This window comes from Serratia sp. M24T3 (assembly GCF_000257645.1).
In the GTDB taxonomy this organism is placed as follows: Bacteria; Pseudomonadota; Gammaproteobacteria; order Enterobacterales; family Enterobacteriaceae; genus Rouxiella.
The window spans coordinates 48150-73335 of sequence record NZ_AJHJ01000001.1; the positions used below are offsets into that span (position 1 = coordinate 48150).

23 protein-coding genes are annotated in these 25186 nt (G+C 52.7%); 13 read left to right on the forward strand and 10 right to left on the reverse strand.

Going from position 1 to position 25186, the window contains the following annotated elements; genetic code table 11:
• Positions 1 to 15: 15 nt before the first annotated feature.
• Positions 16 to 2454, reverse strand: coding sequence for an ATP-dependent helicase HrpB (hrpB, locus tag SPM24T3_RS00150; RefSeq protein WP_009634639.1), 2439 nt, complete (start codon positions 2452 to 2454; stop codon positions 16 to 18).
• A 150-nt stretch (positions 2455 to 2604) separates the two neighbouring features.
• On the opposite strand from hrpB, the gene thpR reads away from it, so the two are divergent.
• From thpR to folK, 6 genes are all read left to right on the forward strand, one after another.
• Entirely contained in the window at positions 2605 to 3147 is a 543-nt protein-coding gene (gene thpR / locus SPM24T3_RS00155; protein ID WP_009634640.1) for an RNA 2',3'-cyclic phosphodiesterase, read from the forward strand.
• A 15-nt stretch (positions 3148 to 3162) separates the two neighbouring features.
• Positions 3163 to 3873 carry a DNA/RNA nuclease SfsA gene (sfsA, locus tag SPM24T3_RS00160; protein WP_009634641.1) on the forward strand — a complete coding sequence of 237 codons (711 nt, stop codon included), beginning with the start codon at positions 3163 to 3165 and terminating at the stop codon, positions 3871 to 3873.
• A 207-nt stretch (positions 3874 to 4080) separates the two neighbouring features.
• A complete protein-coding gene (dksA, locus tag SPM24T3_RS00165; protein WP_009634642.1) occupies positions 4081 to 4536 on the forward strand; it encodes an RNA polymerase-binding protein DksA in 456 nt (151 codons plus the stop codon).
• Between the two features lie 186 nt (positions 4537 to 4722).
• A complete protein-coding gene (gene gluQRS / locus SPM24T3_RS00170; RefSeq protein WP_009634643.1) occupies positions 4723 to 5598 on the forward strand; it encodes a tRNA glutamyl-Q(34) synthetase GluQRS in 876 nt (291 codons plus the stop codon).
• A gap of 343 nt (positions 5599 to 5941) precedes the next feature.
• Entirely contained in the window at positions 5942 to 7264 is a 1323-nt protein-coding gene (gene pcnB / locus SPM24T3_RS00175) for a polynucleotide adenylyltransferase PcnB (protein WP_237712953.1), read from the forward strand.
• Positions 7261 to 7740, forward strand: a complete 480-nt coding sequence (gene folK, locus SPM24T3_RS00180) for a 2-amino-4-hydroxy-6-hydroxymethyldihydropteridine diphosphokinase (protein ID WP_009634646.1) — start codon at positions 7261 to 7263, stop codon at positions 7738 to 7740. The genes pcnB and folK overlap by 4 nt, the downstream gene beginning before the upstream one ends.
• A gap of 216 nt (positions 7741 to 7956) precedes the next feature.
• Here the strand turns inward: folK and SPM24T3_RS00185 are convergent, their stop codons facing one another.
• The 3 genes from SPM24T3_RS00185 to qseB all read right to left on the reverse strand — a co-directional run bounded on the left by SPM24T3_RS00185 (position 7957) and on the right by qseB (position 11751).
• On the reverse strand, positions 7957 to 9561 hold the full coding sequence (locus tag SPM24T3_RS00185; RefSeq protein ID WP_037377304.1) for a glucan biosynthesis protein: 1605 nt from the start codon (positions 9559 to 9561) through the stop codon (positions 7957 to 7959).
• Between the two features lie 109 nt (positions 9562 to 9670).
• Positions 9671 to 11029: a quorum sensing histidine kinase QseC gene (gene qseC / locus SPM24T3_RS00190; RefSeq protein ID WP_037377305.1), complete on the reverse strand. Its 1359-nt coding sequence runs from the start codon at positions 11027 to 11029 to the stop codon at positions 9671 to 9673.
• A 56-nt stretch (positions 11030 to 11085) separates the two neighbouring features.
• Positions 11086 to 11751, reverse strand: coding sequence for a quorum sensing response regulator transcription factor QseB (gene qseB / locus SPM24T3_RS00195; protein WP_009634649.1), 666 nt, complete (start codon positions 11749 to 11751; stop codon positions 11086 to 11088).
• A gap of 183 nt (positions 11752 to 11934) precedes the next feature.
• Between qseB and panB the strand changes: the two genes are divergently transcribed.
• From panB to panD, 3 genes are all read left to right on the forward strand, one after another.
• On the forward strand, positions 11935 to 12729 hold the full coding sequence (gene panB / locus SPM24T3_RS00200; RefSeq protein ID WP_009634650.1) for a 3-methyl-2-oxobutanoate hydroxymethyltransferase: 795 nt from the start codon (positions 11935 to 11937) through the stop codon (positions 12727 to 12729).
• 30 nt (positions 12730 to 12759) lie between these two features.
• Positions 12760 to 13614, forward strand: coding sequence for a pantoate--beta-alanine ligase (gene panC, locus SPM24T3_RS00205; RefSeq protein ID WP_009634651.1), 855 nt, complete (start codon positions 12760 to 12762; stop codon positions 13612 to 13614).
• Between the two features lie 216 nt (positions 13615 to 13830).
• Positions 13831 to 14211, forward strand: a complete 381-nt coding sequence (panD, locus tag SPM24T3_RS00210) for an aspartate 1-decarboxylase (protein ID WP_009634652.1) — start codon at positions 13831 to 13833, stop codon at positions 14209 to 14211.
• A 79-nt stretch (positions 14212 to 14290) separates the two neighbouring features.
• Here panD and SPM24T3_RS00215 read toward each other — a convergent pair whose 3' ends face one another.
• Together SPM24T3_RS00215 and SPM24T3_RS00220 are read right to left on the reverse strand one after the other, a co-directional pair.
• Complete coding sequence (locus SPM24T3_RS00215) at positions 14291 to 15061, reverse strand: ABC transporter permease (RefSeq protein WP_009634653.1); 771 nt, start codon at positions 15059 to 15061, stop codon at positions 14291 to 14293.
• Positions 15061 to 15984, reverse strand: a complete 924-nt coding sequence (locus tag SPM24T3_RS00220) for an ABC transporter ATP-binding protein (protein ID WP_009634654.1) — start codon at positions 15982 to 15984, stop codon at positions 15061 to 15063. Before SPM24T3_RS00220 ends, SPM24T3_RS00215 begins: the two co-directional genes overlap by 1 nt.
• 135 nt (positions 15985 to 16119) lie before the next feature.
• On the opposite strand from SPM24T3_RS00220, the gene can reads away from it, so the two are divergent.
• Positions 16120 to 16773, forward strand: coding sequence for a carbonate dehydratase (gene can / locus SPM24T3_RS00225; RefSeq protein ID WP_009634655.1), 654 nt, complete (start codon positions 16120 to 16122; stop codon positions 16771 to 16773).
• 257 nt (positions 16774 to 17030) lie between these two features.
• Here the strand turns inward: can and hpt are convergent, their stop codons facing one another.
• Both hpt and cueO read right to left on the reverse strand, forming a co-directional pair.
• Positions 17031 to 17567, reverse strand: coding sequence for a hypoxanthine phosphoribosyltransferase (gene hpt / locus SPM24T3_RS00230; RefSeq protein WP_009634656.1), 537 nt, complete (start codon positions 17565 to 17567; stop codon positions 17031 to 17033).
• 195 nt (positions 17568 to 17762) lie between these two features.
• Positions 17763 to 19415, reverse strand: coding sequence for a multicopper oxidase CueO (gene cueO / locus SPM24T3_RS00235; RefSeq protein ID WP_009634658.1), 1653 nt, complete (start codon positions 19413 to 19415; stop codon positions 17763 to 17765).
• Between the two features lie 266 nt (positions 19416 to 19681).
• Between cueO and SPM24T3_RS00240 the strand changes: the two genes are divergently transcribed.
• The 3 genes from SPM24T3_RS00240 to speD all read left to right on the forward strand — a co-directional run bounded on the left by SPM24T3_RS00240 (position 19682) and on the right by speD (position 21915).
• On the forward strand, positions 19682 to 20029 hold the full coding sequence (locus tag SPM24T3_RS00240; protein WP_009634659.1) for a YacC family pilotin-like protein: 348 nt from the start codon (positions 19682 to 19684) through the stop codon (positions 20027 to 20029).
• 199 nt (positions 20030 to 20228) lie between these two features.
• Positions 20229 to 21092 carry a polyamine aminopropyltransferase gene (gene speE, locus SPM24T3_RS00245; RefSeq protein ID WP_192807923.1) on the forward strand — a complete coding sequence of 288 codons (864 nt, stop codon included), beginning with the start codon at positions 20229 to 20231 and terminating at the stop codon, positions 21090 to 21092.
• A gap of 28 nt (positions 21093 to 21120) precedes the next feature.
• Positions 21121 to 21915, forward strand: coding sequence for an adenosylmethionine decarboxylase (speD, locus tag SPM24T3_RS00250; RefSeq protein ID WP_009634661.1), 795 nt, complete (start codon positions 21121 to 21123; stop codon positions 21913 to 21915).
• Positions 21916 to 21974: 59 nt separating this feature from the next.
• Here speD and yacL read toward each other — a convergent pair whose 3' ends face one another.
• Complete coding sequence (gene yacL, locus SPM24T3_RS00255) at positions 21975 to 22340, reverse strand: protein YacL (RefSeq protein ID WP_009634662.1); 366 nt, start codon at positions 22338 to 22340, stop codon at positions 21975 to 21977.
• Between the two features lie 120 nt (positions 22341 to 22460).
• Positions 22461 to 25058 (reverse strand): bifunctional aconitate hydratase 2/2-methylisocitrate dehydratase, encoded by a 2598-nt coding sequence (gene acnB, locus SPM24T3_RS00260; protein WP_009634663.1) that lies wholly within the window; start codon positions 25056 to 25058, stop codon positions 22461 to 22463.
• Positions 25059 to 25186 lie beyond the last annotated feature (128 nt).

Here is a 25186-nt window from a genome sequence, read left to right on the forward strand (position 1 = left end):
TCAAGAACGACGGATTTACGAATATTTTTTCGTGCGTTTTGTCGGCATGGCCTCCGCGGGATTGTCCGGCCACGGGTGTTTCGGATAGCGGCCTTTCATCTCTTTCTGCACTTCGCGGTAGGAACCTTGCCAGAAGGCGGCCAAATCGCTGGTGATCTGCAATGGACGATGCGCGGGAGACAACAGCTCGAGAACCACCGCGATGCGCCCAGCGGCCAACGTCGGGCTTCTCTGCTCGCCGAACATTTCCTGCAAACGCACCGAGAGTGCCGGCGGCTGGTCGCTATGATAGCGGATTGCCAGCCGACTGCCAGTCGGAACGGTGTAATGGGTGGGTAAATTAGCGTCAAGTTTCTGGCGCTGCTCCCAGCTCGGCAAGCGCATCAAGGCATCAAACAGATCAACCTGTTGCAGCGCGCGCAGGCTCCTGACGCCGCTGAGCGAAGGCGATAACCACTGCTCAAGGCTGTCGAGGAGGCTTTGCTCATCCGTTGCCGGCCATTGAACTTCAGGCAGCCATTTAGCCGCACAGGCCAGACGGATACGCAGCTGTTCTGCCTGCGGTGACCAGGTCAGCGCCGCTAATCCCTGCACGCGAATCCATTCGATTAACGCCTGCTGCAAATCCTCATCGGCCGGTTTGGCCTGCGGCTGTGCTTTCAATACCAACCTGCCAACTTGCCAGCGCCGCCATGCGCGCAGCGTGCCCTTTTCTTCGTCCCACTCCACCGCCGTCTGCTCTTTTACGATCTTCGGAAGTCGAGCGGCCAACTGGGTAGCATCAAGCGTAATCGCCAGCAAAATTCGCGCATCGGGGCTGTTATTGCCCTGTAGTAACTGTGGAGCAACCAGCCACGCGGCGCGGCTTAGCCCGTCGTCCTGAGGCAGCGATGCCCCAAGGCCGTTAGCCAGTAAATAACGGCCATCCAATCCTCGCCGTTCGGCAATACGATCGCTGAACGCCTCTGCCAGCAGCCACGGCGCGAGCGAAGCATCCACTCCGCCGCCGGAATGCGAGAGCCTCTGACGCAGCTGGCGTGCGCGCCTTTGCCAATGCGGCTGAGGACGACTTAGCCAGTAATCGATATCCGGCTGGCCGCCGCGCGGGGGTTCTTCAATAATTGCCGCCAGCAAGGCTGCCGTCGCCAGTGCATCAGCGCTCTGGATTTCGGCCTGTACCAACATAGCCGCTAAACGTGGGTCACAGCCCAGTGAGGCCATTTTGCGACCCCGTGAATTCAGATTGCCCCGTTCATCGACCGCACCAAGCGAGGCCAGCAATTGTTGAGCCACGCGTAATGCCACGGTCGGCGGAACGTCCAGCCAGGTTAGCTGCGCGGCATCTTGACATCCCCACTGCAACAGCTCAAGCCATAAACCGCTCAAATCGCTGTGCAAGATTTCAGCTTCACTCTGCGCCGCCGCACGCTCACCCTGCTCTTTACTGAACAGATGCCAGCACTGTCCAGGCTCGAGACGCCCTGCGCGCCCTGCTCGCTGGGTCATCGCGGCCTGACTGATGCGCTGGGTTACCAGGCGAGTCAGGCCGCTGCGGGGATCAAACTGTGCGCTGCGCTCGAGACCACTGTCCACCACCAGGCGAATACCTTCGATGGTCAGGCTGGTTTCGGCAATATTGGTCGCCAGTACCACCTTGCGACGACCGGCTGGAGCAGGCTGGATGGCTTTTTGCTGTTGTTCCAGCGACAGCGCACCGTAAAGCGGGCACAGGTCAACATCATCGCCAAGCCGACCGCCGAGTAAATTCTGCGTACGGGTAATTTCCGCTACGCCGGGCAGAAAAAGCAGCATCGAGCCGCTATTTTCCGCCATCAGGCGACTAACAATCCGCGCAACGCCCTCATCCAGCCGCTCGTGACTGGCCAGCGGCAAATAATCACGCAGGACAGGGAAACTACGCCCTTCGGAGATAATTACCGGCGCATCGGGTAACAGCGGTGAAAGCCGGGCGTTATCCAGCGTCGCCGACATGATTAACAGCTTTAAATCCTCTCGCAGCCCCTGCTGCACGTCCAAAAGCAGTGCCAGCGCGAGATCGGCCTGTAAGCTGCGTTCGTGAAATTCATCGAGGATCACCAGAGAGTAGTCGGCAAGCTCGGGGTCCTGCTGCACCATACGGGTCAGAATCCCTTCGGTGACCACTTCAAGTCGCGTCTCGGCGCTGACTTTAGATTCGGCGCGCATACGGTAACCGATAGTCTTGCCCGGCGGTTCGTCAAGCTGCTGCGCCAAACGATAGGCCACACTTTTCGCCGCCAGTCTGCGCGGCTCCAGCAATAATATTTTGCCTGAGAAAATGCCCGCATCGAGGATTTGCAGGGGCAGCCAGGTCGATTTACCTGCGCCAGTGGGTGCATGGAGTAACACTTGCGGCGCCTGTTGTAGCGCAGCAATAATTTGGTTGAGTACAGCACCGACGGGCAGTAATGACACAGCTTCTCCAGATAATTTCACATTGCGATAATGACGTTCAGGGCGGGCATTGTAATAGAAAAAATTGTCGTCGGGCGGGATGAATTGTAGCATCTAGCCTCGCCGTGGGGATTTGTCCCCCCGCAGCGCTGTCTCGCTCAAGGAAAAACCATGTCTGAATCACGCCGCCTGTTTTTTGCCCTGTCTCTGCCGCCCAGGCTGCAGAAAAACGTTATTCAATGGCGCGCTGACCATTTTGAACCTGACGCGGGTCGCCCTGTCGTTGCGGCGAATCTCCATTTGACGCTGGCCTTTCTTGGGGAGGTCAGCCAGCAAAAGGAAACCGCGCTACGCGAGATAGCTTCACGCATTCAGTCACCGGCCTTCAGCCTCAAACTCGACGATGTTGGTCACTGGCCCCGCCCCGGCGTGGTATGGCTGGGTACCCGCCGTGCGCCGCTGGCGCTGTTACAGCTTGCCTCTTTATTGCGATCGCACGCTGCGCGTAACGGCTGCCATCAGTCTACATTGCCGTTTCATCCCCACGTTTCTCTGCTGCGCGGCGCCACGCGTCCGGTTGCTTTGCCAGCCTTAACGCCACGGTGGCAACTTGATTCAACCGAGTTTTCACTCTACGAGTCCCGCTTTCATCGAGGACGAACACGCTATCAATGCCTGCAAAGCTGGCCACTGGTTACGCCGTCTGCCAATTAATCAGAGAGTGATTTGATGCAATTCTTTCCGCCGCTTCAACAGGCAACCCTGATCAAACGTTACAAACGTTTTCTCGCCGACGTTATTACCCTCGACGGCCGCGAACTCACCCTGCACTGCGCCAATACTGGCGCGATGACCGGCTGCGCCACGCCAGGCGATACGGTGTGGTATTCCACCTCGGATAATCCAAAAAGAAAATACGCCCACAGCTGGGAGCTATGCCAGACCCAGGCTGGTCACTGGATCTGCGTCAACACGCTGCGCGCCAACCAGCTAGTGCGTGAAGCTATCGAACAAGGAAGGATTACCGAATTATCCGGTTACAGTAAACTATCGGCAGAAGTACGGTATGGTTCTGAAAATAGCCGTATAGACTTGTTATTGCAGGCGGACCAACAACCTAACTGCTATATTGAAGTGAAATCTGTCACGTTATTGCAACAAGGCTGTGGTTACTTTCCTGATGCAGTAACGCTGCGCGGCCAAAAGCATTTACGCGAATTACAGGCCATGGCAGAACAGGGTCAGCGAACAGTACTTTTTTTCGCTGTATTGCATTCAGGCATTGAAACTGTCGCTCCGGCACACCATATTGATCCCCGTTACGCGGAATTGTTGACGCAGGTGCAGCAAAACGGTGTCGAAGTAATTTGTTATGGAGCCGAACTCTCTGCCGAGGGAATTCATCTCACAGAGCGGTTACCGCTGGTAATTGCTGGCTGATAATCAATAATTGAATCAATAGTAATGTACCCGAATTGAAGTCGTCAGCAGCCTAAAACCGTTGGGCGCGAATACGCTTTCCCTCACACGCTTGTCAAGTGCCTGTGATGAATAATTGCCAACTTCGCCACCATCTGGTATTTATAGCGGCCTGATTTTTCCCCCCGTTGGGGATCGATAGTGCGTTATGTATGTAGGAGAAGCATCATGCAAGAAGGGCAAACCCGTAAAACCTCGTCCCTGAGCATTCTCGCCATCGCTGGGGTGGAGCCGTATCAAGAGAAGCCAGGCGAAGAGTACATGAATGACGCCCAGCTGAACCACTTCAAAAAAATTCTTGAAGCATGGCGCAATCAGCTCAGGGATGAAGTCGATCGTACCGTTACACACATGCAGGAAGAAGCTGCGAACTTCCCTGACCCGGCAGACCGTGCCACTCAGGAAGAAGAGTTCAGCCTGGAACTGCGTAACCGCGATCGCGAACGTAAGCTGATTAAAAAGATTGAGAAGACGTTGAAGAAAGTGGAAGACGAGGATTTCGGTTTTTGTGAATCCTGTGGCGTAGAGATCGGCATCCGCCGTCTTGAAGCTCGTCCTACCGCTGACCTGTGCATCGACTGCAAAACGTTGGCCGAAATCCGCGAAAAGCAGATGGCTGGTTAATTGCACGGGAGACATGTTCGAGTCATTGGAATTGCAGCAAGGCAGCAAGCGCGAAGATCTGGATGAGCCTACACAAGTAAGTGATTCTGGTGAACAAACGACACTGGCATCGCTGCATTTCCATTAACGACGAGCATTACGCGGTGCGGCATTACGATGCCCACCGCGATCTCCTGACGCCTCGCTATGTTTACATCTCCCTATATTGGTCGTTTCGCACCCTCGCCTTCAGGCGACCTCCATTTTGGTTCATTGATTGCCGCACTCGGTAGCTATCTGCACGCCCGTTCTCTCGGTGGGCAATGGCACGTGCGAATCGATGATATTGATCCCCCACGCGAAGTTCCCGGCTCGGCTCGCCGCATTCTGACAATGTTGGAACATTATGGGCTGGAGTGGGACGGGGAAGTCGTTTGGCAGTCAGAACGCCATCAAGCTTACCGGGAAACGCTGGACTGGCTGCATCGGCAGGGTAAAAGTTATTACTGCACCTGCACGCGTCAGCGCGTATCTCAATTAGGCGGAACCTATGACGGCCATTGTCGCTGTGCGGGTCACGGCGCGGAAAATGCGGCTATCCGCCTGGTACAGACAATGCCGGTTCACAGTTTCGACGATGAGCTGCAAGGCAAATTTATCGCCGACACGGCTTTGGCCGAGGAAGATTTTATTATTCGCCGCCGAGATGGGCTGTTTGCCTATAATCTGGCGGTGGTGATTGACGACCATTTTCAAGGCGTGAATCATATTGTGCGCGGCGCAGACCTAATCGCTCCCACTGTGCGCCAGCTGTCATTGTATCGACACTTAGGGCTGCCCGAACCGGGTTATGTGCATTTGCCGCTGGCCATAAATGCCAAAGGTGACAAGTTATCCAAGCAGAATCATGCCCCTGCTTTACCGGCTGGTGATCCACGGCCGATCATTGTGCAAACAATGTTATTTTTAGGACAATCTTTACCAGAATGCTGGCAGGATTTAACTTTGCCTTTATTATTACGCTGGGCAGTGGCGCATTGGTCGTTAAAAAAAGTTCCACGATCTGTGTCGATTCCCCAATAGGAATGGGATTCGGCATTCTCAAAGTAGCCCGCGTAAGCTATGATTAGCCGCTGTTTTCAAGTTGCGCCATTTTTATCCGACACTATCGAGGTGTACCATTTTTACCCGAGTAGCCAATTTTTGCCGTAAGGTGCTAGTTCGTGAAGATAAAGTCATCCGTGAAGAGACTCCGGTTCACGATGATAACGGCCACCGCGATCCCGTCACTTCTCCTGAAGTTGAACACGTGAAGGCGAAAGCGCCTGAGCATCGCGAAAGACGCAGCCCGCAGCGCCAATCGCCGCGCGCGCAACAAGCACAGCAAAAACCTGTGAGCAAACCTAGCGAAACCAGGTCTGAAAACATGACGGTTATCCCGCGCGACGGCCACGACATTTCGCGCAGAGATATCAGCGACAACGCGCTGAAGGTACTCTATCGCCTGAATAAATCAGGGTACGAGGCCTATCTGGTTGGCGGCGGCGTGCGTGATCTGCTGCTGCACAAAAAACCTAAAGATTTTGATATCACCACCAACGCTACGCCTGAACAGGTTCGTAAACTGTTCCGTAACTGCCGCCTGGTTGGTCGCCGTTTCCGTCTGGCGCACGTCATGTTTGGCCCTGAAATCATTGAAGTGGCGACCTTCCGCGGTCATCACGAGCAGGTTCAGGAAACCGACGATAAAAACCTTTCTCAGCAGGCCCAAAACGGCATGCTGCTGCGCGACAACATCTTTGGTTCGATTGAAGAAGATGCTCAGCGTCGCGACTTCACTATCAACAGCCTGTACTACGGGATTTCCGACTTTACGCTGCGTGATTACACCGGCGGTCTGAAAGATCTGAAAGACGGCGTGATTCGTTTGATTGGCGACCCGGAAACTCGCTACCGTGAAGACCCGGTACGTATGCTGCGCGCGGTGCGTTTTGCCGCCAAGCTAGACATGACTATCAGCCCTGAAACCGCTGAGCCTATCCCGCGTTTGGCGACCTTGCTACAAGAGATCCCGCCGGCACGCCTGTTTGAAGAGTCGCTGAAACTCTTGCAGGCCGGTTATGGTTTCAGAACCGCTCAGCTACTGCGTGAATATCAGCTGTTCCAGCCGTTGTTCCCTCTGATTGCCCGTCAGTTTACCGAGCGTGGCGATAGCCCGATGGAACGCATTCTGGATCAGGTTCTGAAAAATACCGATCATCGTCTGCACAATGATATGCGTGTTAATCCGGCATTCTTGTTTGCAGCCATGCTGTGGTATCCGGTGATCGAGCACGCACAGAAGCTGGCTCAGGAAGGCGGGCTGACTTATTACGACGCCTTCTCGCTGGCGATGAACGACGTGCTGGACGAACAGTGCCGCTCATTGGCTATCCCGAAACGTATCACGACGCTGGTTCGCGATATCTGGGCATTGCAGCTGCGCCTTTCTCGCCGTCAAGGCAAGCGCGCGCACAAGCTGATGGAACATCCTAAATTCCGCGCCGCGTTTGATTTGCTGGCGTTGCGCGCCGAAGTTGAACAGCACCGCGAATTACAGAGTCTCACCCAATGGTGGAGCGAGTTCCAGGAAGCTACCCCGGCTTCGCAGAAAAATATGCTGGGAACTCTCGGTGATGATGCACCGCCGCGCCGTAATCGCACGCGACGCCCTCGCAAACGCGCTCCACGTTCCGGCAGCGCTCAATGATTCGTGTCTACATCGCGCTTGGCAGTAATCTTGCCAAGCCGTTAGACCAGGTAAACTGTGCGCTGGAAGCTCTGGCGCATTTACCTCGCACTCGCCTGATACAAACCTCTTCGTTTTATCGCAGTAAACCTCTTGGCCCTCAGGATCAACCTGACTATCTCAACGCCGTGGTCGCTCTGGATACCCTGCTCCCTGCCCACGAGTTGCTGGACGGCACACAGTCTATCGAACTGAATCAGGGACGCGTCCGCAAGGCCGAACGTTGGGGACCGCGAACGCTGGATCTGGATATGCTGCTGTATGGCAATGAGATTATCGGCACCGAACGGTTAATTGTGCCGCACTATGACATGAAAAATCGCGAGTTTATGCTGTATCCGCTGGCAGAAATCGCTCCAGAATTAGTCTTTCCCGACGGCGAATCCTTGCAACAATTGCTTGAGCGGGTGCCAATGAATGGGCTGACACGCTGGTAGTTTTTGAGAAATATCTACTCAGGCTGCACACCCGTTAAATTGATCGACTGTTACGGTTAAACATATTTCGCCAGCCATCGGCCAAGTGAGTCGAGTTTGTGAACTACTCAATAGCCAGCGGCAGCTTTCGCTGCCAATGATCCGCAGACTTCACAAGATGTTTGATATTTCTGCGGCCTCGCTTATCGGCGTACCATTCAATAAATTTACTGAATGTTAAATCCCCTGCATTGGTCGCGGCGAAGACTCAAACGGCAGATATTGGTAAAGCCAGGTTTCTGACAGTGTTTTGCTACTTTCCTTGAGATACAGCCTGAGTTCGACCGGCTCTTTGCCTTCAACGTGCAGGTCAAAGAAAACGCGCCAAAAACCGTTGCCGCCCGGCGACTTCTCAACTTTTATGCCCTCAAGCGTGCCGCGAGAGGCGGTTAGCACTGCCTCCGGCCTGGCATTCGATGGCAGGTTATCTAATACTGCTCCACTGAATTCCACCATAAACTTGCGCACTCCAGATGGCGGATAGGCTCCGGGATTACCGCCCCTTCCCAACCGAGTTGCCCCACAGCGCGCCAGCGGTGACGGATAAGGCTGATCCGCCAACCAGTGCATGCGATAGCTAAACTGGTGCTCGCTACCTGCCGTAGCGGGCTTTTTGGGCACCCACATCGCGACAATATTATCGTAAATCTCATCGTCGGTCGGGATTTCCACCAGCTGCACCGCGCCTTCGCCCCAATGCCCTTTCGGCTCGACCCACAAGTCAGGACGTTTTTCATAGCTGACCGAACCCAGATAACTGTTGAAATCGCGATCCTTTTGCATCAATCCAAAGCCGCGCGGATTGTTATCGGCAAAAGCGGAAACCCTGACCTGCATCGGATTGTTAAGCGGCCGCCAGACATGTTCCCCGCTGCCAGTCCACAAAGCCAATCCATCAGAGTCATGCACCTCAGGACGCCAGTCAGAGGCCGAGCCTTTCGCCGTCTTGGAAAACCAGTACATCGAGGTTTGTGGCGCGATACCAAAACGGCCAACGTCGCGGCGGAGAAACAGCGAACAGTCAACGTCCATTACGACGCCTTTAGTTCGCTGTAAAACAAACCGATAAGCCCCGCAAATACTTGGCCCGTCTAGCAGCGCGTAAACGGTAAGCTGGTTGCTATCATTGGCGGGTGTTTCAAACCAGAAATGAGTGAAATTAGGAAACTCTTCAGGGGTATCTCCCAGAACGGTATTAATCACGATACCGCGAGCAGACAGTCCAAACTGCCCCTGCTCGCCCACCGCGCGGAAATAAGATGCGCCAATAAAGGAGACCCAGTCTTTTTCAGAATTATTTTTCAGCGCCTGCTGGTTATCCAACACTCTGAACCCAGTAAACACATCGCCTTTGATATCAGGCAATACGCCATTTTTATTATCGGGGAAGCTGAAATAGCTAATATCTTGCACTATCTCACGCGCGGATTGGTTATCAACCACCGACATTTTCACCGTGGTGTTATGTAGACTGCTGACGCTGAAAAAAGTGACAGGAAAACGGGCTTTGCCCTGAGAGAATATTGCATAGTCGGGCTTGTAGATAATTTTGCGGTAAACGTCGTAATTGATATTGGCCAAGGCTTTTGCATCAACTGCGTGCGGGGGAATATAGGCGCTTTTCGCCAAGGTTTTTGCCTGTTGGATTAATCCGCCATACGTAAACGGTTCAGCGGATGCAAATTTTAATTTTTGCGCGGCAAAGGCTTCCGGAGTTATGCCTATTGCCGCCAAAGCCAGCGAGAAAGAGGTATAGGTCAGTAAATCACGTCGTGTAACCATAAATAACATCGTTCCCTGAGTGAAGGTAAACTGCTAGAACTGGGAGCTACCGTTGGGCAAAATTCCAAAACCCATCCCCTTGATGGTAGTCTTAATTCTAGCAGAACTCTCAAAAGGCTAACTTGACCTCCACCCCTCCCTTGGCGGCATTGTTATAGCTCACGCGAATACCATGCAAATCAGCGATTCGTAGAACAATAGAGATCCCTAATCCGCTGCCGGTTTGCTCCTGCCCCGGTGGTCGATAAAAACGTTCCCCTAGCCGCTGTAAATGCTCTTCAGTCAGGCTTGGCCCGCTGTTTCTGATAAGCAGGCCTGAGTGATTCAGCGAGATATGCACCTGACTACCGGCGGGTGAATAGCGAATCGCATTATCCATCAGGTTGCGCAGCAGCAGCGATAGCAGCAGCGGTTCTCCACGTATCGGCGCAGGCGTACCTTGTTGATCCAGCAATAATTCGATGCCGCGACGGTGCGCGGAAGAATCCTGCTCGATTAGCGCCTGCGTCGCCAACGCAGCCCAGTCGATAGTGGTCAATTCATCCAGTGAGACAAAAGATTCCAGACGGGAAAGCGTCAGCAGTTGGTCCACAAGTCGAGTTGAACGATCGATACTGGTGGTCAGGTTTTCTACCGCGCGCTGACGCACCTCGGCGTCATCACCGGCCAGCTGCACCACTTCGGTTTGCACTCGCAGCGCTGCCAGCGGACTGCGCAGCTCGTGAGCCGCGTCTGAAGTAAAGCGACGTTCTCGCACCAGCATCTCTTGCGTCCGTTCAAACAAAGCATTCAGTGACTGCACCAGCGGCAACACTTCGCCAGGGACTTTATCGGTAGAGATTGGCCGCGATTCATCGGCTGCACGGTGTCGTAAATCATCGGCAACACGTCGCAAAGGCCGCAGCTCGATGCTCAGCATCACCACCAATGCTGCCATCAGCAACGGCAGTGAAGCAAGCCAGGGCCAGAGTTGCCCACTGACCATGTCCCACGCCATATCGCTGCGATAGTCATACTCCTGCCCAACGGCAATACGGTAGCGGCCATCGGGAGAAGTTAGCCACAGCAGCCGCCAGCTATCGTCATCATCTTTCAGCCGAGCGTCGATAAATCCATGAGCATCGTGATTGAAATTGATCTCTTTGCCGTGCTCACCGTCGTTAAGCAACATTTTGCCCTGCCGGTCAAAAATGGCAAAAGTCAGCGCGTCGTCATCGGTGTGACCGCGACGATGTTTATCCAACAGTTGTTTGTTGTCCGGCATCGGGGGCATTTTACCGTCGAGAAGCTTATCGCCTAGCCCGGCAGTGGCCAGCCGTTTGGCAAACAGCATCTGCTGAGTATCGAACACTTCGTTAATCTTATGACGGGTTTGCTGCCAAGCCACGCTGCTGGCGACAGTCCAGGTTATCAACGCCAACACGGCAAAGAGCAAAATTAACCTGCCGCGAAGACTCATGCGGTCCAGATACTGGCGCAGTGTTTGGAAAAAAGGCCTTAACCTATTTATTACAGTAAAATGCGTCACGAGTTTTCATCGCCCAGCACATAGCCGACGCCGTGAACTGTGCGGATAAAACCGCTGCCCAGCTTGCGGCGCAAATGATGAATATGTACCTCAACGGCGTTGCTGCTGACTTCCTGATCCCAACTGTAGAGCTTTTCTTCAATGAGTTGGCGTTGCAGGACGCGGCTTTTATTACGTAGAAACAGTTCCATCAGCGAGACTTCGCGCGAGGTCAGCACGACGGGTTCACCGTTGAGAATGACACTCCGCGAGGCAGGGTCGAACTCAAGAGTGCCGTGATTGATTTTCGGCGTAACCTGACCATGACGCCTGCGGATAAGCGCCTCTAACCTCGCGGCCACCTCAACCAAAGCAAAAGGCTTACAAAGATAATCATCGGCACCGGCCTGCAAGCCGCTCACACGTTGCTCCAACGCGTCACGGGCGGTAAGAACCAGCACTGGCGTATCGCGCCCCTCCTGCCGCCACTGGCGCAGCAGCTCCATGCCGTCCAGACCGGGCAAACTCAAATCGAGGATCACCGCGTCGTAGGGTGCACTGTCGAGCGCCGTTTTTCCGGTAAGTCCATCGCAAAACCAGTCCAGAGTGAATCCCAGCCTTGTGAGCCCCACTTTGATACCGTCGCCGATCATCTTGTCGTCTTCGATCAATAAAATCCGCATTGCTGACGCTCTCCTGAATCATGCACTGTAATAGATCATTAAATCAGTATATCCCAGCCTTATTATGGAGTTCTTAAGTTGTGCGATGTCTCGCATCTTCCTTAAACAGGCTACGTGATCGACAGAGCATCCAGTAGAATAGTCAGCGGGTTAATTTGAAGTTTACAAAGTTGAGAAATTACGATGAAAGCGACAACCATGAGTCAACTGCGCCAATGGAAGCAGGAAAAGCACAAATTTGCGACCATTACCGCCTACGATGCCAGCTTTGCCCAGCTATTTGCCGAGCAAGGAATTCCCGTGATGCTGATAGGCGATTCGCTGGGAATGGTGGTGCAGGGACAGGATTCTACGCTTCCGGTGACGCTCGAAGATATTGTTTACCATACACGCTGCGTGCGTCGTGGTGCGCCAAAGGCGTTGCTGCTTTCTGACCTGCCATTCATGACTTACGCGACTCCAGAACAAACCTTTCACAGCGCAGCACAATTGATGCGCGCCGGGGCCAATATGGTCAAGCTCGAGGGTGGAAGCTGGCTGTGTGAAACCGTGTCCATGCTAACCGAACGTGCTGTGCCGGTTTGCGGGCATTTGGGCCTGACGCCACAGTCGGTTAATATCTTCGGCGGTTACAAGGTACAGGGTCGCGGTGAAGCAGCGGCCAATCAGCTGTTACAAGATGCTCTGGCGCTGGAAAAAGCCGGCATGCAGCTGCTGGTACTGGAGTGTGTGCCGGTTGAACTGGCCCGTCGAGTGACGCAGGAGTTGACTATTCCGGTGATTGGTATTGGCGCGGGCAGTGCTACCGACGGCCAGATTCTGGTTATGCACGATGCGTTTGGCATTACCGGTGGACACATCCCGAAATTTGCCAAAGACTTCCTGGCCGAGGCTGGCGACATTCGTGACGCCGTGCGCTTGTACGTCAAAGAGGTCGAAGAAGGCGTGTATCCGGGCCTTGAGCACAGTTTTCAGTAAACAACTGGTCATCCAGATAGAGGCATCATTGTGTTAATCATTGAAACTATCCCGCTGCTGCGTAGAGAGATCCGCTTCTTCAAGCAGAACAACAAGCACATAGCGCTGGTGCCGACGATGGGCAATTTACATCAAGGCCATATGACGTTAGTGGATGAAGCCAGAGCGCGCGCCGACATTGTTATCGTCAGCATCTTCGTGAACCCGATGCAGTTTGAACGTGCCGACGACCTCGAACGTTATCCACGAACCCTGCAGGAAGACTGCGAGAAGCTGAATAAACGCGGCGTTGATCTGGTATTCGCACCGATTCCGGCCGAAGTTTATCCGAAAGGTCTGGCTTCGCAGACTCAGGTTGACGTGCCCGGCCTGTCGACCATCCTCGAAGGTGCCAGCCGCCCGGGGCATTTTCGTGGCGTCTCGACCATCGTCAGCAAACTGTTTAACCTGGTACAGCCCGATGTCGCCTGTTTTGGTCAGAAAGACTATCAACAGCTGGCGCTGATCCGCGCGTTGGTAGAAGATATGGGCTACGATCTGGAGATTGTTGGCGTACCGACAGTCCGCGCCAAAGACGGTCTGGCGCTCAGTTCGCGCAACGGTTACCTGACCCACGATGAACGTAAAATCGCGCCCAAGCTGGCAAAAATCATGAATCAGCTGGCAACTCGCCTGTCTCAGGGAGAACGCCACGTTGAAGAACTGCTGACAGACTGCGCCGAACAACTGCGCGAGGCAGGTTTCACCCCGGACGAACTGTTTATCCGCGATGCCAAAAACCTGCGCGACCTGTCGGTAGACAGTACCTCGGCGGTGATCCTGATGGCCGCATGGCTTGGCAAAGCTCGCCTGATAGACAATCAGGAAGTCGATCTGACCGTGTAGGTAACGAATGAATCCCGTTGAGCTTACTCAGGTAAGTGATGCGGGTGAATGAGAGCAGCCAACAACGCTGTGGCTAAACAAAGTGTTCACCTCGAACTCATTTGAGTCACAGCAAGGCGGCAAACGAATGAATCCCGTTGAGCTTACTCAGGTAAGTGATGCGGGTGAATGAGAGCAGCCAACGACGCTGTGGCTCAAATGAGGAAGAGGTAGGTTATGGTACGTAATATGCTGCAAGGCAAACTCCACCGAGTCCACGTGACACATGCCGATTTACACTATGAAGGTTCATGCGCCATCGATCAGGACTTTCTCGATGCTTCCGGTATTCTGGAATACGAAGCCATCGATATTTATAATGTGACCAACGGTAAACGTTTTTCTACCTATGCTATTGCGGCGGAACGCGGTTCGCATATTATTTCAGTAAACGGTGCCGCGGCACATTGTGCCAGCGTCGACGATCTGCTGATCATCTGTTCCTACGTGCAGATGTCAGACGCCGAAGCGCGTCAACACAAGCCAAATGTGGCCTATTTTGAAGGCAAAAACCTGCTGAAACGCACAGCCAAAGCGGTGCCGGTTCAGGTAGCCTGATAGCCCTCCGTTATTTCGCTTAAAGAAAACGGGAGCTTGATGGCTCCCGTTTTTTATCGGCTAAATCTGGCAAAATTGATTAACTTCTTAGCCCGCGTCCGCGCTCGATCAGGTACCAGGCCAGCAGGTAAAATACCACGATGAACGCCACCAGCACCGCCATGGTAAACACCAGTGGCACATCTGAAATTCCCAGAAATCCGTAGCGGAATCCGCTGATCATATAAACGATCGGGTTAAGCTTGGAGATCGCCTGCCAAATCGGCGGCAGCAGGGTCAGAGAGTAAAATACCCCGCCCAGATAAGTCAGCGGTGTCAGCACGAAGGTCGGTATCAGGCTGATATCGTCAAAAGTCGTAGCAAATACTGCGTTCAGCAAACCACCCAGCGAGAACAGGATGGCGGTCAGCAGCAGCGTCAACGCAATTACCCACCATGAGTGGATAGTAAGATGCACGAAGAACAGCGAGATGACGGTGACCAAAATCCCCACACAAATACCGCGTGCCACGCCGCCACCGACGTAACCGGCGATCACCACGTGAGTTGGCACAGGCGCTACCAGCAGTTCTTCAATGTTGCGCTGGAATTTGGCGCTGAAAAACGACGACGCGACATTGGCGTAGGAGTTGGTGATAACCGACATCATAATCAGGCCGGGGACGATAAATTGCATGTAGCTGAAACCGTGCATATCGCCGATGCGTGAACCAATCAAATTCCCAAAAATCACAAAATACAGGGACATAGTGATCACCGGTGGGACCAGGGTTTGCACCCAGATGCGTCCAAAACGGTTAATCTCTTTCATCCAGATACTTTTTAGTGCCACCCAATAGAGTTGCGACATTATTTTTTACCCTCACTGCCATTTACCAGGGTGACAAACAGCTCTTCCAAACGGTTAGCCTTGTTGCGCATGCTCAACACCTGTACGCCCTGCTTGCTCAGCTGGCTAAACAGCGAATTAAGACCCTGCTCGCGCATCACCTCAACTTCCAGCGTCGAGGTATCAAGCAGGTTACTGGGATAGCCCTCGAGTTTGGGAATCGCGCTTTTCGGTGCCAAATCAAGCACGAAAGTTTCTGATTTCTGCTTGGCCAGCAGCGATTTCATCGAGGTGTTTTCCACCAGCAGACCGCCCTGAATAATGCCGATATTGCGACACAGCATCTCGGCCTCTTCAAGATAGTGGGTGGTTAGAATAATGGTTGTACCCTGCACATTTAGTTCTTTCAGGAAGCCCCACATAGAACGGCGCAGCTCGATATCCACACCCGCGGTTGGCTCATCGAGGATTAGCAGTTTAGGCTCATGCATCAGCGCACGGGCAATCATCAGACGACGTTTCATCCCGCCCGACAGCATGCGCGAGCGATCGTTGCGTTTACCCCACAAGTCGAGCTGAGTGAGATACTTTTCAGCACGTGATAGGGCGTCAGAACGCTTCACGCCGTAGTAGCCTGCCTGATTAACCACAACCTGCATCACGGTTTCAAAAGGGTTAAAGTTGAACTCCTGAGGGACCAGTCCGAGCTGGCGCTTGGCGTTAACAATATCCTTGTCGATGTCGTAACCAAATACCTGAACCTTGCCGGAGGACTTGTTTACCAGCGAGCTGATAATGCCTATGGTAGTGGACTTTCCGGCCCCGTTGGGACCTAGCAGCGCATAGAAATCGCCGGCTTCAACACGCAAGTCAATCCCGCGTAGAGCCTGTACACCGCCTGCGTAGGTTTTGGTTAACTTCTCCAGTTCTAAAGCGTATGTCATAAGTGAAGTCTTACCTTGTTTTCAATGTATTGTTTTCTCAAGATTCGTATAGGTTAAGCAGAACCCTTGTGAATTTCATTCGAGTTGACCTATATTACTCCAACGTAGACGCTTTCTTACAGGCTATTAACTTTCATGAAAGATATCGAAACACTGATCAGTAACAACGCTGCCTGGTCAAAAATAATGGAAGAGGAAGATCCTGGCTTTTTCGAACGCCTCTCTCTTGCTCAGAAACCACGTTTTCTATGGATCGGTTGTTCCGACAGCCGCGTTCCTGCTGAACGTTTAACCGGACTGGAACCTGGCGAACTTTTTGTTCACCGTAACGTTGCCAACCTGGTTATCCACACTGATCTCAACTGCCTGTCCGTTGTGCAATACGCTATCGACGTGCTGGAAGTTGAACACGTGATTATTTGTGGTCACCACGGCTGCGGCGGCGTGAAGGCGGCGATCGAAAACCCGGAATTAGGATTAATCGATAACTGGCTGCTGCATATCCGCGACATCTATTTCAAGCACGGACACGCGCTTAGCGAACTTGAGCCTGATGACCGTCTGAATAAACTCTGTGAGCTGAATGTTGCGGAACAGGTGTATAACCTGGGGCACTCCACCGTGATGCGCAGTGCCTGGCAACGCGGTCAAAAAATCACTATTCACGGCTGGGTGTACGGACTTCAGGATGGCCTGTTGCGTGACTTGAATATGGCATCCAACAGCCGTGAAGAGCTCGAGCAGCGCTATCATCGGGGCGTTGCTTCCCTGATTGAACAGTCAAAATAACGACATTTTCAATCATAACCGGCACTAATAATAACGCCCCGGACTATACAATAGTTCGGGGCGTTTAACGTTCCAGTATGTGCGCTGACTCAATTTTGAGCACTGCCCGGGTCAGAAGTGGCTAAATCTGACCAAGAGCGTAGCAGATGACGCCAATTGTGATTCGGACAGCGCGCAGAAACCGGAGTGGACATAAAGTCCATGAGGATTTTGAGCACTGCCGGGGTCAGAAGTGGCTAAATCTGGTAGCGAATTGCTTACTCTTCGAGCATGGTGACTTTGCCGACATACGGCAGATGGCGATAGCGCTGTGCGTAGTCGATACCATAACCAACCACAAACTCGTCTGGAATGGTGAATCCGACGTACTCCACGGTGACGTCAACCTCGCGGCGCTCCGGCTTGTCGAGCAACGTACAGATTGCCAGAGATTTCGGGCCGCGCAATTTGAAGATTTCACGGACTTTGCTCAGCGTATTACCTGAATCGATAATATCTTCGACGATCAGCACATCTTTGCCGCGAATATCTTCGTCCAGGTCTTTGAGGATTTTCACATCGCGAGTGGTCGACATACCGTTGCCGTAACTTGAAGCCGTCATGAAATCGACCTCATGCGGGACGTCGATAGCGCGGCATAAATCGGCCATAAACATAAACGATCCACGTAACAGCCCGACCAAAACCATTTCACTACCGCTGTCGCGATAGTGTTCAGTGATCTCACGACCCAACTCGGCAATACGGGTTTTTACTTCCTGTTCGGAAATCATTACGTCTACAGTGTGTTTCATATCAAGCCTGGCTACCTAAAAATAAAATGAGTCCTGCCACCATTATGGCTGATGGCAGTCTTTGTGCGCAGGGAGTATATCAAAGAACGTTGCGCAACAAGAAATTTCCCTTTCCCTTGTACAAAACGATAAGCCAGCGAGCCGAGTCTAGACGAGGGTCGAATCCGCAACGCAGAATGGTCGACGCCTAGCCAATCAGGCAACGGTGAAGCTGGTCATCATGCCTGTATCCTCATGTTCGAGCAGATGACAGTGCGCCATGTAGGCATGCTGCTGGTCGGCGCGATGGTTGAACTGCACCAGAACTTCGCTACGGCCGCCCTCTACGCGTACGGTATCTTTCCATCCCTGACGATGTTTTGCCACTGGCTGGCCGTTTTCGGTAAGGATACGAAACTGAGTGCCGTGGATATGGAAAGGATGCAGCATCATGTCTCCTTCGCCAGATATCGTCCATTTCTCATATTGCCCCTGCCTGACTGCAAACGCCGGGTGATTCATATCGTAGGCTTTGCCGTTAATCTTGTTGGCGGTCATATAGTCAAAGTGTGCAGCCTGTTGCGGCATCGCCATACCCGCATGGTCACTTGAAGACATGCCCGGCATTTTCATATTCTGATGCCCACCCGACATATCCATACTCTGATGCCCAGCCGCAGACATGCCCGGCATTGCAGCCATATTATCCGTGCTGCCGTTTTCCATGCTCATACCCGCCATTGCTCCGTGACCATAGCGTTTCATCAATGCCTGCATGCCTTGCTGGTCAAGCTGCGGATCCATCATCAGCTGTAGCCAGCGCGTTGGGATGTCATCATGCGAAGGCAGCGGCGGCAAGGCAATCAGCGAATCAGGCAAAGAGGAGCCAGACTGGGTAATAGTTGGCTGGATTTTCAGCACCGCCAGTGGCTGGTCGAACGGAGCCAGCGTCATGCCCATCTGCTTCACCGGAAGTGTTACCAAATCAAAAGCTTTGCCGTCGGAACAGTCGATCATCACTTCAAAGCGCTCGCCCATCAGCATTGGCAATTCGCTGACCTTAACCGGTTCCGGCAGGAAACCGCCGTCGCTGGCAATGACATACAGCGGGCGACGATCGCTGGTCGCAAGTATCAACGAGCGGGCATTACAGCCATTAAGCAAACGCAGCCGCACCCAGCCGCGTGACACGCCGTGTTGCGGATAAATCACGCCGTTGGTCAGCATGTGTTGCCCGAACCACCCCACCGCGGCGGTCATGATATCGAGCTGATAATCAATCTGACCGGCCGCGTTAAGCCGTTTATCCTGCAAAATTACTGGAATGTCATCAACACCCCAGCGCGAAGGAATTTTCAGCTTATCGCCATCCTCGTCATCAATTATCACCAATCCCGCCAACCCCATTGCTACCTGATAACCGCTGGTCTGATGTGGATGAGGGTGAAACCAGCAGGTTGTCGCAGGTTGGTCTACAGTAAATTGCACCTCTCGACGAGCGCCGGGTGCAATCATCGCCTGTGGGCCGCCATCTGCATCGCCGGGGATCTCAAGTCCGTGCCAATGTACCGTGCTGGCCTGAGGTAAGTTATTTTCAACGATAACCCCTACCGGCTTGCCTCTGCGCAGTCTCAGCGCGGGGCCAGGCAGATTGCCATTAACGCCCCAGATCGTGGTATTAACACCCGTTAAAATCTGGCTTTGGCCCTGCTGAAGCCTGAGACGATAGATTCCTCTGACATCTGGCTGCAGGATCTCGGGGATCGGCAGCGCCGGGCGACTGTCCGCAAAAGCCTGGCGGCTCCATGCAGGAAGGGCAGCGACGCTGCCGTATAACGCGGCCAGCTTGATAAAATCGCGACGATACATGGTCGGTCCTTTTTGATGTCAAAAGAGAGGCTGATTCACTCAGACTAAACCTTTCCCCAGGGTTAAGGTCAAGCCGATATAAGATTTGAAAAAAACTGATGTAAAAGAAATTTATGTGCGCTGTGGCAAATATGGTAACGTCATTTTGATAATTTATGGGCCTAATCATTACTATGCTGAATATTTTTACTGTGCTTAAAGCACTTTTTATCGCCAGATTCAACTTAACGGCAAAGACTCATTTACCTACAAAAACAAGGCAGAGCATGAAAAAAACCACCCTGAGTCTGCTATTGCTGACGTTACTCGGATTCTCCTCGGCCAGCCAGGCGCTTAGCGAGCCGGAAGCAGAAGATCTTGCCGACCTGACCGCTGTTTTTGTTTATCTGAAAAATAATTGCGGCTATGACCAACTTCCCAACACGCAAATCAAACGGGCGATAATATTTTTCGCACAGCAAAATCACTGGGATTTAACCAATTACGCTAACTTCGACATGCAGGCGTTGGGTGAGGACAGCTATCGCGACCTTAGCGGTATCGCGGTTCCAAAACCGGTTAAATGCAAGTCTTTGGCCCGAGATTCGTTGGGATTACTAACGTACAGTAACTAAATTGTACCGCCTCGCCCCGCTTTCTGTGGGGTGAGCTAGAATATCCTCTGAAGATACCCCGCCTGTAATACACCCCTGACAATAATGATTGTCTTGGCTGAGGTTTGACCGTGCAAGCCACGGCCGAATTCGCTACCCTATTTCACCAATCTTCAAGGCGGTGAGTACTCAGGATAAGGGTAAGAATATGTCTCAAAAAATATCTCGGAAAGAAATTTGGTATGAGACGCTGCACGACAGTTTCGGCCAATATTTCACTGTTGAAACAGAACTTTATCGCGATAAAACCCAGCATCAGGATCTGGTGATTTTTGAAAATGCGGCGCTGGGCCGCGTAATGGCGCTCGACGGCGTGGTGCAAACTACCGAGCGCGATGAGTTTATCTATCACGAAATGATGACCCATGTTCCACTGCTGGCTCACGGCGGTGCTAAAAAAGTGTTGATTATTGGCGGTGGTGACGGCGGTATGCTTCGCGAAGTTTGCCGCCACAAGGGCGTTGAGCAAATCACCATGGTGGAAATTGATCCTGGCGTGGTCGAATTCTGCCGCCAGTATCTGCCCGGCCATAACGCGGGTTCTTATGAAGACGCCCGCTTTAATCTGGTCATTGATGACGGGGTCAATTTCGTCAATCAGACCCACGAAACCTTTGATGTGATCATTTCTGACTGCACCGATCCTATCGGGCCGGGCGAGAGCCTGTTCACCTCCCGCTTCTACGAAGGCTGCGCCCGCTGTCTCAATCCCGATGGTGTCTTCGTGGCGCAGAACGGAGTTTGTTTCCTGCAACAGGATGAGGCAGTCAACAGCCATCAAAAACTGAGTCACTATTTCGAAGACGTCAGCTTTTATCAGGCGGCGATCCCAACTTATTATGGCGGGATCATGACCTTTGCCTGGGCAAGCAATAATCCGCAATACCGTAGTCTGAGTGTCGATAAGCTGCAGGAACGCTTTGCCGCCTCAAACATCGTCAGCCGATATTATAATCCAGGCATCCACCACGGCAGCTTTGCCCTGCCGCAATACTTACTGAATGCCCTTTCAGCAAGCCGTTGAAACACCATCCACAAGGGGGTGAACTAAATTGAAAAAGCTGAAACTGCATGGTTTCAATAACCTGACCAAGAGTTTAAGTTTTTGTATCTACGATATTTGCTATGCCAAAACCGCAGACGACCGCGCCGGCTATATCGCTTACATCGATAAAGAATACAGCGCCAATCGCCTGACGGAGATCCTCACCGAGACCTGCTCAATCATCGGCGCCAACATCCTTAACGTCGCGCGCCAGGATTACGAACCGCAAGGTGCCAGCGTGACGATTCTGGTCTGCGAGGAACCGATTGATCCCAAAGACGTTGATACATCTGAGCATCCCGGTCCATTACCGAGCTCAGTGGTGGCCCACCTCGATAAAAGCCACATCTGCGTTCACACCTATCCGGAAAGTCATCCGGAAGGCGGGCTGTGCACTTTCCGCGCCGATATTGAAGTATCGACCTGCGGAGTGATTTCACCGCTTAAAGCACTGAACTATTTAATTCACCAGTTGGAATCAGACATCGTGACTATTGACTATCGCGTACGTGGTTTCACTCGTGATATCAATGGTGTGAAACACTATATTGACCATTCCATTAATTCGATTCAGAACTTTATGTCGGTAGATATGAAATCGTTGTATCACTTGATGGACGTCAACGTGTTTCAGGAAAATATCTTTCACACCAAGATGATGCTCAAAGACTTCGATCTCAAACATTATCTGTTCAACGCCAAACCGGATGAGCTGAGTGCCGTCGAGCGTAAAGAGATTACCGACCTGCTTTATAAAGAGATGCAGGAAATCTACTACGGCCGAAACATCCCGAACGTCTAAATAAAAAGGCCGCACATCTTGTTGATGCTGCGGCCTTTTTTGACTGGTGCATATACCGTTTAGCGATAGGTCACGATAAATGCGCGATACTTTTCCAGCACCAGCAGAAAGTCTTCGATGCCGCAGAAAGACAGGCTTTCTTCATCGTAATAATTCATGCCTTCTTCCATGCCATCGCTTTCTAAATCCAGCTGGTTCGCCCTGACCATGACCTCTTCACCATCCAGCCACAGCGTGTATTCATGGCCTTCCATTTGCCAGGTTCGTTCACTGCCTTTCAATTCCGCAGCGGCGGCTTCTATCTTGTCGAGCAGGCTTAAATCGCCATTAATTTCTTCATTCAGCCAGTGGCCGATCACTTCATGACCCATCGAAAAACGGGCCTTTACTTGCCCGGTGATATCACGCAGGAAATCATAATCCATGGTCTTATCTCCCGATTGGCTTTAAGACTAATTTAATTATAGAAACAGAAAATTCTTGAGAACAACCCAATAAAAAAGGAGGCCGAAGCCTCCTTATGTTCTGTGGCGCAATATAGCGACTTAAAGCGCGGTTTGGAAGATCACGCTGTCAGCTTTATCGGTATATTCGCTCAGCTTATCGAAGTTCAGATAACGATAGGTGTCTACCGCCGTCTTATCAACCTCTGCCATGTAACCCAGATACTCTTCCGGCGTTGGCAAACGTCCCAGCAAGGAGGCGATTGCAGCCAGTTCGGCAGAAGCCAGATAAACGTTTGCTCCGTTACCAAGGCGGTTCGGGAAGTTACGGGTCGAGGTGGAAACCACGGTGGAGCCATCGGCTACGCGCGCCTGGTTACCCATGCACAATGAGCAGCCAGGGATCTCGACGCGAGCACCGCTCTTGCCGAATACGCTGTAATAACCTTCTTCGGTCAGCTGTGCGGCATCCATTTTGGTCGGTGGCGCAACCCACAAGCGGGTTGGCAACGCGCCTTTGTGGCTGTCGAGCAACTTACCGGCAGCGCGGAAGTGACCGATGTTAGTCATGCACGAACCGATAAACACTTCGTCGATTTTGCTGTTGGCAACGCTTGACAGCAAACGGGCATCGTCCGGATCGTTTGGCGCACAAAGAATCGGCTCTTTGATCTCGTTCAGATCGATTTCGATCACCGCGGCATATTCCGCATCGGCGTCGGCTTCGAGCAGAGTCGGGTTGGCAAGCCACTCTTCCATGCCGGTGATACGGCGCTCGATGGTACGACGGTCGCCGTAACCTTCGGAGATCATCCACTTCAGCAACACGATGTTAGAGCTCAGATACTCTTTAATCGGTGCCTGATCAAGTTTGATGGTACAGCCTGCAGCAGAACGTTCCGCCGAGGCGTCGGCCAGCTCGAATGCCTGCTCGACTTTCAGCTCTGGCAAACCTTCAATTTCCAGGATGCGACCTGAAAACAGGTTTTTCTTACCTTTTTTCTCAACGGTCAGATGGCCTTCCTGAATCGCGTAATAAGGGATGGCATGAACCAGGTCACGCAAGGTGATCCCCGGTTGCATTTTACCCTTGAAGCGCACCAGAACAGACTCTGGCATATCCAGCGGCATTACGCCGGTGGCGGCCGCAAACGCCACCAGTCCAGAACCTGCCGGGAATGAAATGCCGATTGGGAAACGAGTGTGCGAGTCACCGCCAGTGCCGACGGTATCTGGCAGCAGCATACGGTTCAGCCAGGAGTGAATGATGCCATCGCCCGGACGCAGTGAAACACCGCCGCGGTTCATGATGAAGTCTGGCAGCGTGTGGTGCGTGGTCACGTCAACCGGCTTAGGATAAGCGGCGGTATGACAGAATGACTGCATCACCAGATCGGCAGAGAAGCCCAGACAGGCGAGGTCTTTCAGCTCATCACGGGTCATTGGACCGGTGGTGTCCTGAGAACCTACAGAAGTCATTTTCGGCTCGCAGTATTCGTTAGGACGAATACCTTCAACGCCACAGGCGCGACCGACCATTTTCTGCGCCAGAGAGAAGCCTTTGGAGCTGAGAGCTACCGGCTTGGCAACTTTGAACACTTCGCTGATAGGCAGCTTCAGTGATTCGCGCGCCTTGGTAGTCAAACCACGGCCAATGATCAACGGAATACGTCCACCAGCGCGAACTTCATCGAGCAGAACATCGGTTTTCAGTTCGAAAGTAGCAATCACTTCGTCAGTTTCGTGGTTGCGAACTTCACCCTTGTACGGATAGATGTCGATCACATCGCCCATGTTCAGGTTAGACACGTCAACTTCGATCGGCAAAGCCCCAGCATCTTCCATGGTGTTGAAGAAAATTGGCGCAATTTTGCTGCCAAGAACGACACCACCACCGCGTTTGTTAGGCACGTAAGGAATGTCGTCTCCCATGTACCACAACACTGAGTTAGTCGCGGATTTACGCGAAGAACCGGTACCAACCACGTCGCCGACGTAAGCCAGCGGGAAGCCTTTCTTATTCAGCTCATCAATCTGTTTGATTGGACCGATAGTGCCAGGCTGGTCAGGAATGATGCCTTCACGTTCGATTTTCAGCATTGCCAGAGCGTGCAGCGGAATATCCGGGCGCGACCAGGCATCAGGTGCGGGTGACAGATCGTCGGTATTGGTTTCGCCGGTCACTTTGAACACGGTGACGGTAATTTTTTCAGCCGGTTTAGGACGTGCAAGATACCACTCGGCATCGGCCCACGACTGCAGAATTTTGATAGCGTGGCTGTTGCCCGCTTTGGCTTTCTCTTCGACATCATAGAAGTTGTCGAACATCAGCAGAGTGTGCGACAGCGCTTTAGCAGCGATCGGAGCCAGCTTTTCGTTTTCCAGCGCTTCAATCAATGGATGAATGTTGTAGCCACCTTGCATGGTGCCCAACAGTTCAATCGCTTTTTCGCAAGTCACCAGCGGAGATGTCGTTTCACCCTTGGCAACGGCTGCCAGGAATCCGGCTTTGACATAAGCGGCTTCGTCAACGCCCGGCGGTACGCGGTTAATCAGCAGGTCCAGCAGAGTTTCTTCTTCACCTTCAGACGGGTTCTTCAGGGATTCAACCAGTGCGGCCATTTGTGAAGCATCGAGCGGCTTAGGGACAATGCCCTGTGCAGCACGCTCGGCTACGTGCTTACGGTATTCTTCTAGCACGACTCTCTCCTCGCTCTCATTGTCATTTATTATATCCAGGCTGAGCCTGGGTTCCGACATCAATCAGCCAAAACCCCGGAGGGTCAAAGCGCCCTGAAAATGGGGTTAAATGTGGTCGATAGCCGGAT

Excerpts from the sequence above, each read along its gene's own strand:
- thpR (WP_009634640.1), top strand. The coding sequence starts at position 2,605 with ATGTCTGAATCACGCCGCCTGTTTTTTGCCCTGTCTCTGCCGCCCAGG.
- cueO (WP_009634658.1), bottom strand. The coding sequence starts at position 19,415 with ATGTATCGTCGCGATTTTATCAAGCTGGCCGCGTTATACGGCAGCGTC.
- sfsA (WP_009634641.1), top strand. The coding sequence starts at position 3,163 with ATGCAATTCTTTCCGCCGCTTCAACAGGCAACCCTGATCAAACGTTAC.
- yacL (WP_009634662.1), bottom strand. The coding sequence starts at position 22,340 with ATGGATTATGATTTCCTGCGTGATATCACCGGGCAAGTAAAGGCCCGT.
- folK (WP_009634646.1), top strand. The coding sequence starts at position 7,261 with ATGATTCGTGTCTACATCGCGCTTGGCAGTAATCTTGCCAAGCCGTTA.
- SPM24T3_RS00215 (WP_009634653.1), bottom strand. The coding sequence starts at position 15,061 with ATGTCGCAACTCTATTGGGTGGCACTAAAAAGTATCTGGATGAAAGAG.
- qseB (WP_009634649.1), bottom strand. The coding sequence starts at position 11,751 with ATGCGGATTTTATTGATCGAAGACGACAAGATGATCGGCGACGGTATC.
- panD (WP_009634652.1), top strand. The coding sequence starts at position 13,831 with ATGGTACGTAATATGCTGCAAGGCAAACTCCACCGAGTCCACGTGACA.
- SPM24T3_RS00220 (WP_009634654.1), bottom strand. The coding sequence starts at position 15,984 with ATGACATACGCTTTAGAACTGGAGAAGTTAACCAAAACCTACGCAGGC.
- pcnB (WP_237712953.1), top strand. The coding sequence starts at position 5,942 with ATGACGGTTATCCCGCGCGACGGCCACGACATTTCGCGCAGAGATATC.
- gluQRS (WP_009634643.1), top strand. The coding sequence starts at position 4,723 with ATGTTTACATCTCCCTATATTGGTCGTTTCGCACCCTCGCCTTCAGGC.
- panB (WP_009634650.1), top strand. The coding sequence starts at position 11,935 with ATGAAAGCGACAACCATGAGTCAACTGCGCCAATGGAAGCAGGAAAAG.
- SPM24T3_RS00240 (WP_009634659.1), top strand. The coding sequence starts at position 19,682 with ATGAAAAAAACCACCCTGAGTCTGCTATTGCTGACGTTACTCGGATTC.
- dksA (WP_009634642.1), top strand. The coding sequence starts at position 4,081 with ATGCAAGAAGGGCAAACCCGTAAAACCTCGTCCCTGAGCATTCTCGCC.
- can (WP_009634655.1), top strand. The coding sequence starts at position 16,120 with ATGAAAGATATCGAAACACTGATCAGTAACAACGCTGCCTGGTCAAAA.
- SPM24T3_RS00185 (WP_037377304.1), bottom strand. The coding sequence starts at position 9,561 with ATGGTTACACGACGTGATTTACTGACCTATACCTCTTTCTCGCTGGCT.
- hpt (WP_009634656.1), bottom strand. The coding sequence starts at position 17,567 with ATGAAACACACTGTAGACGTAATGATTTCCGAACAGGAAGTAAAAACC.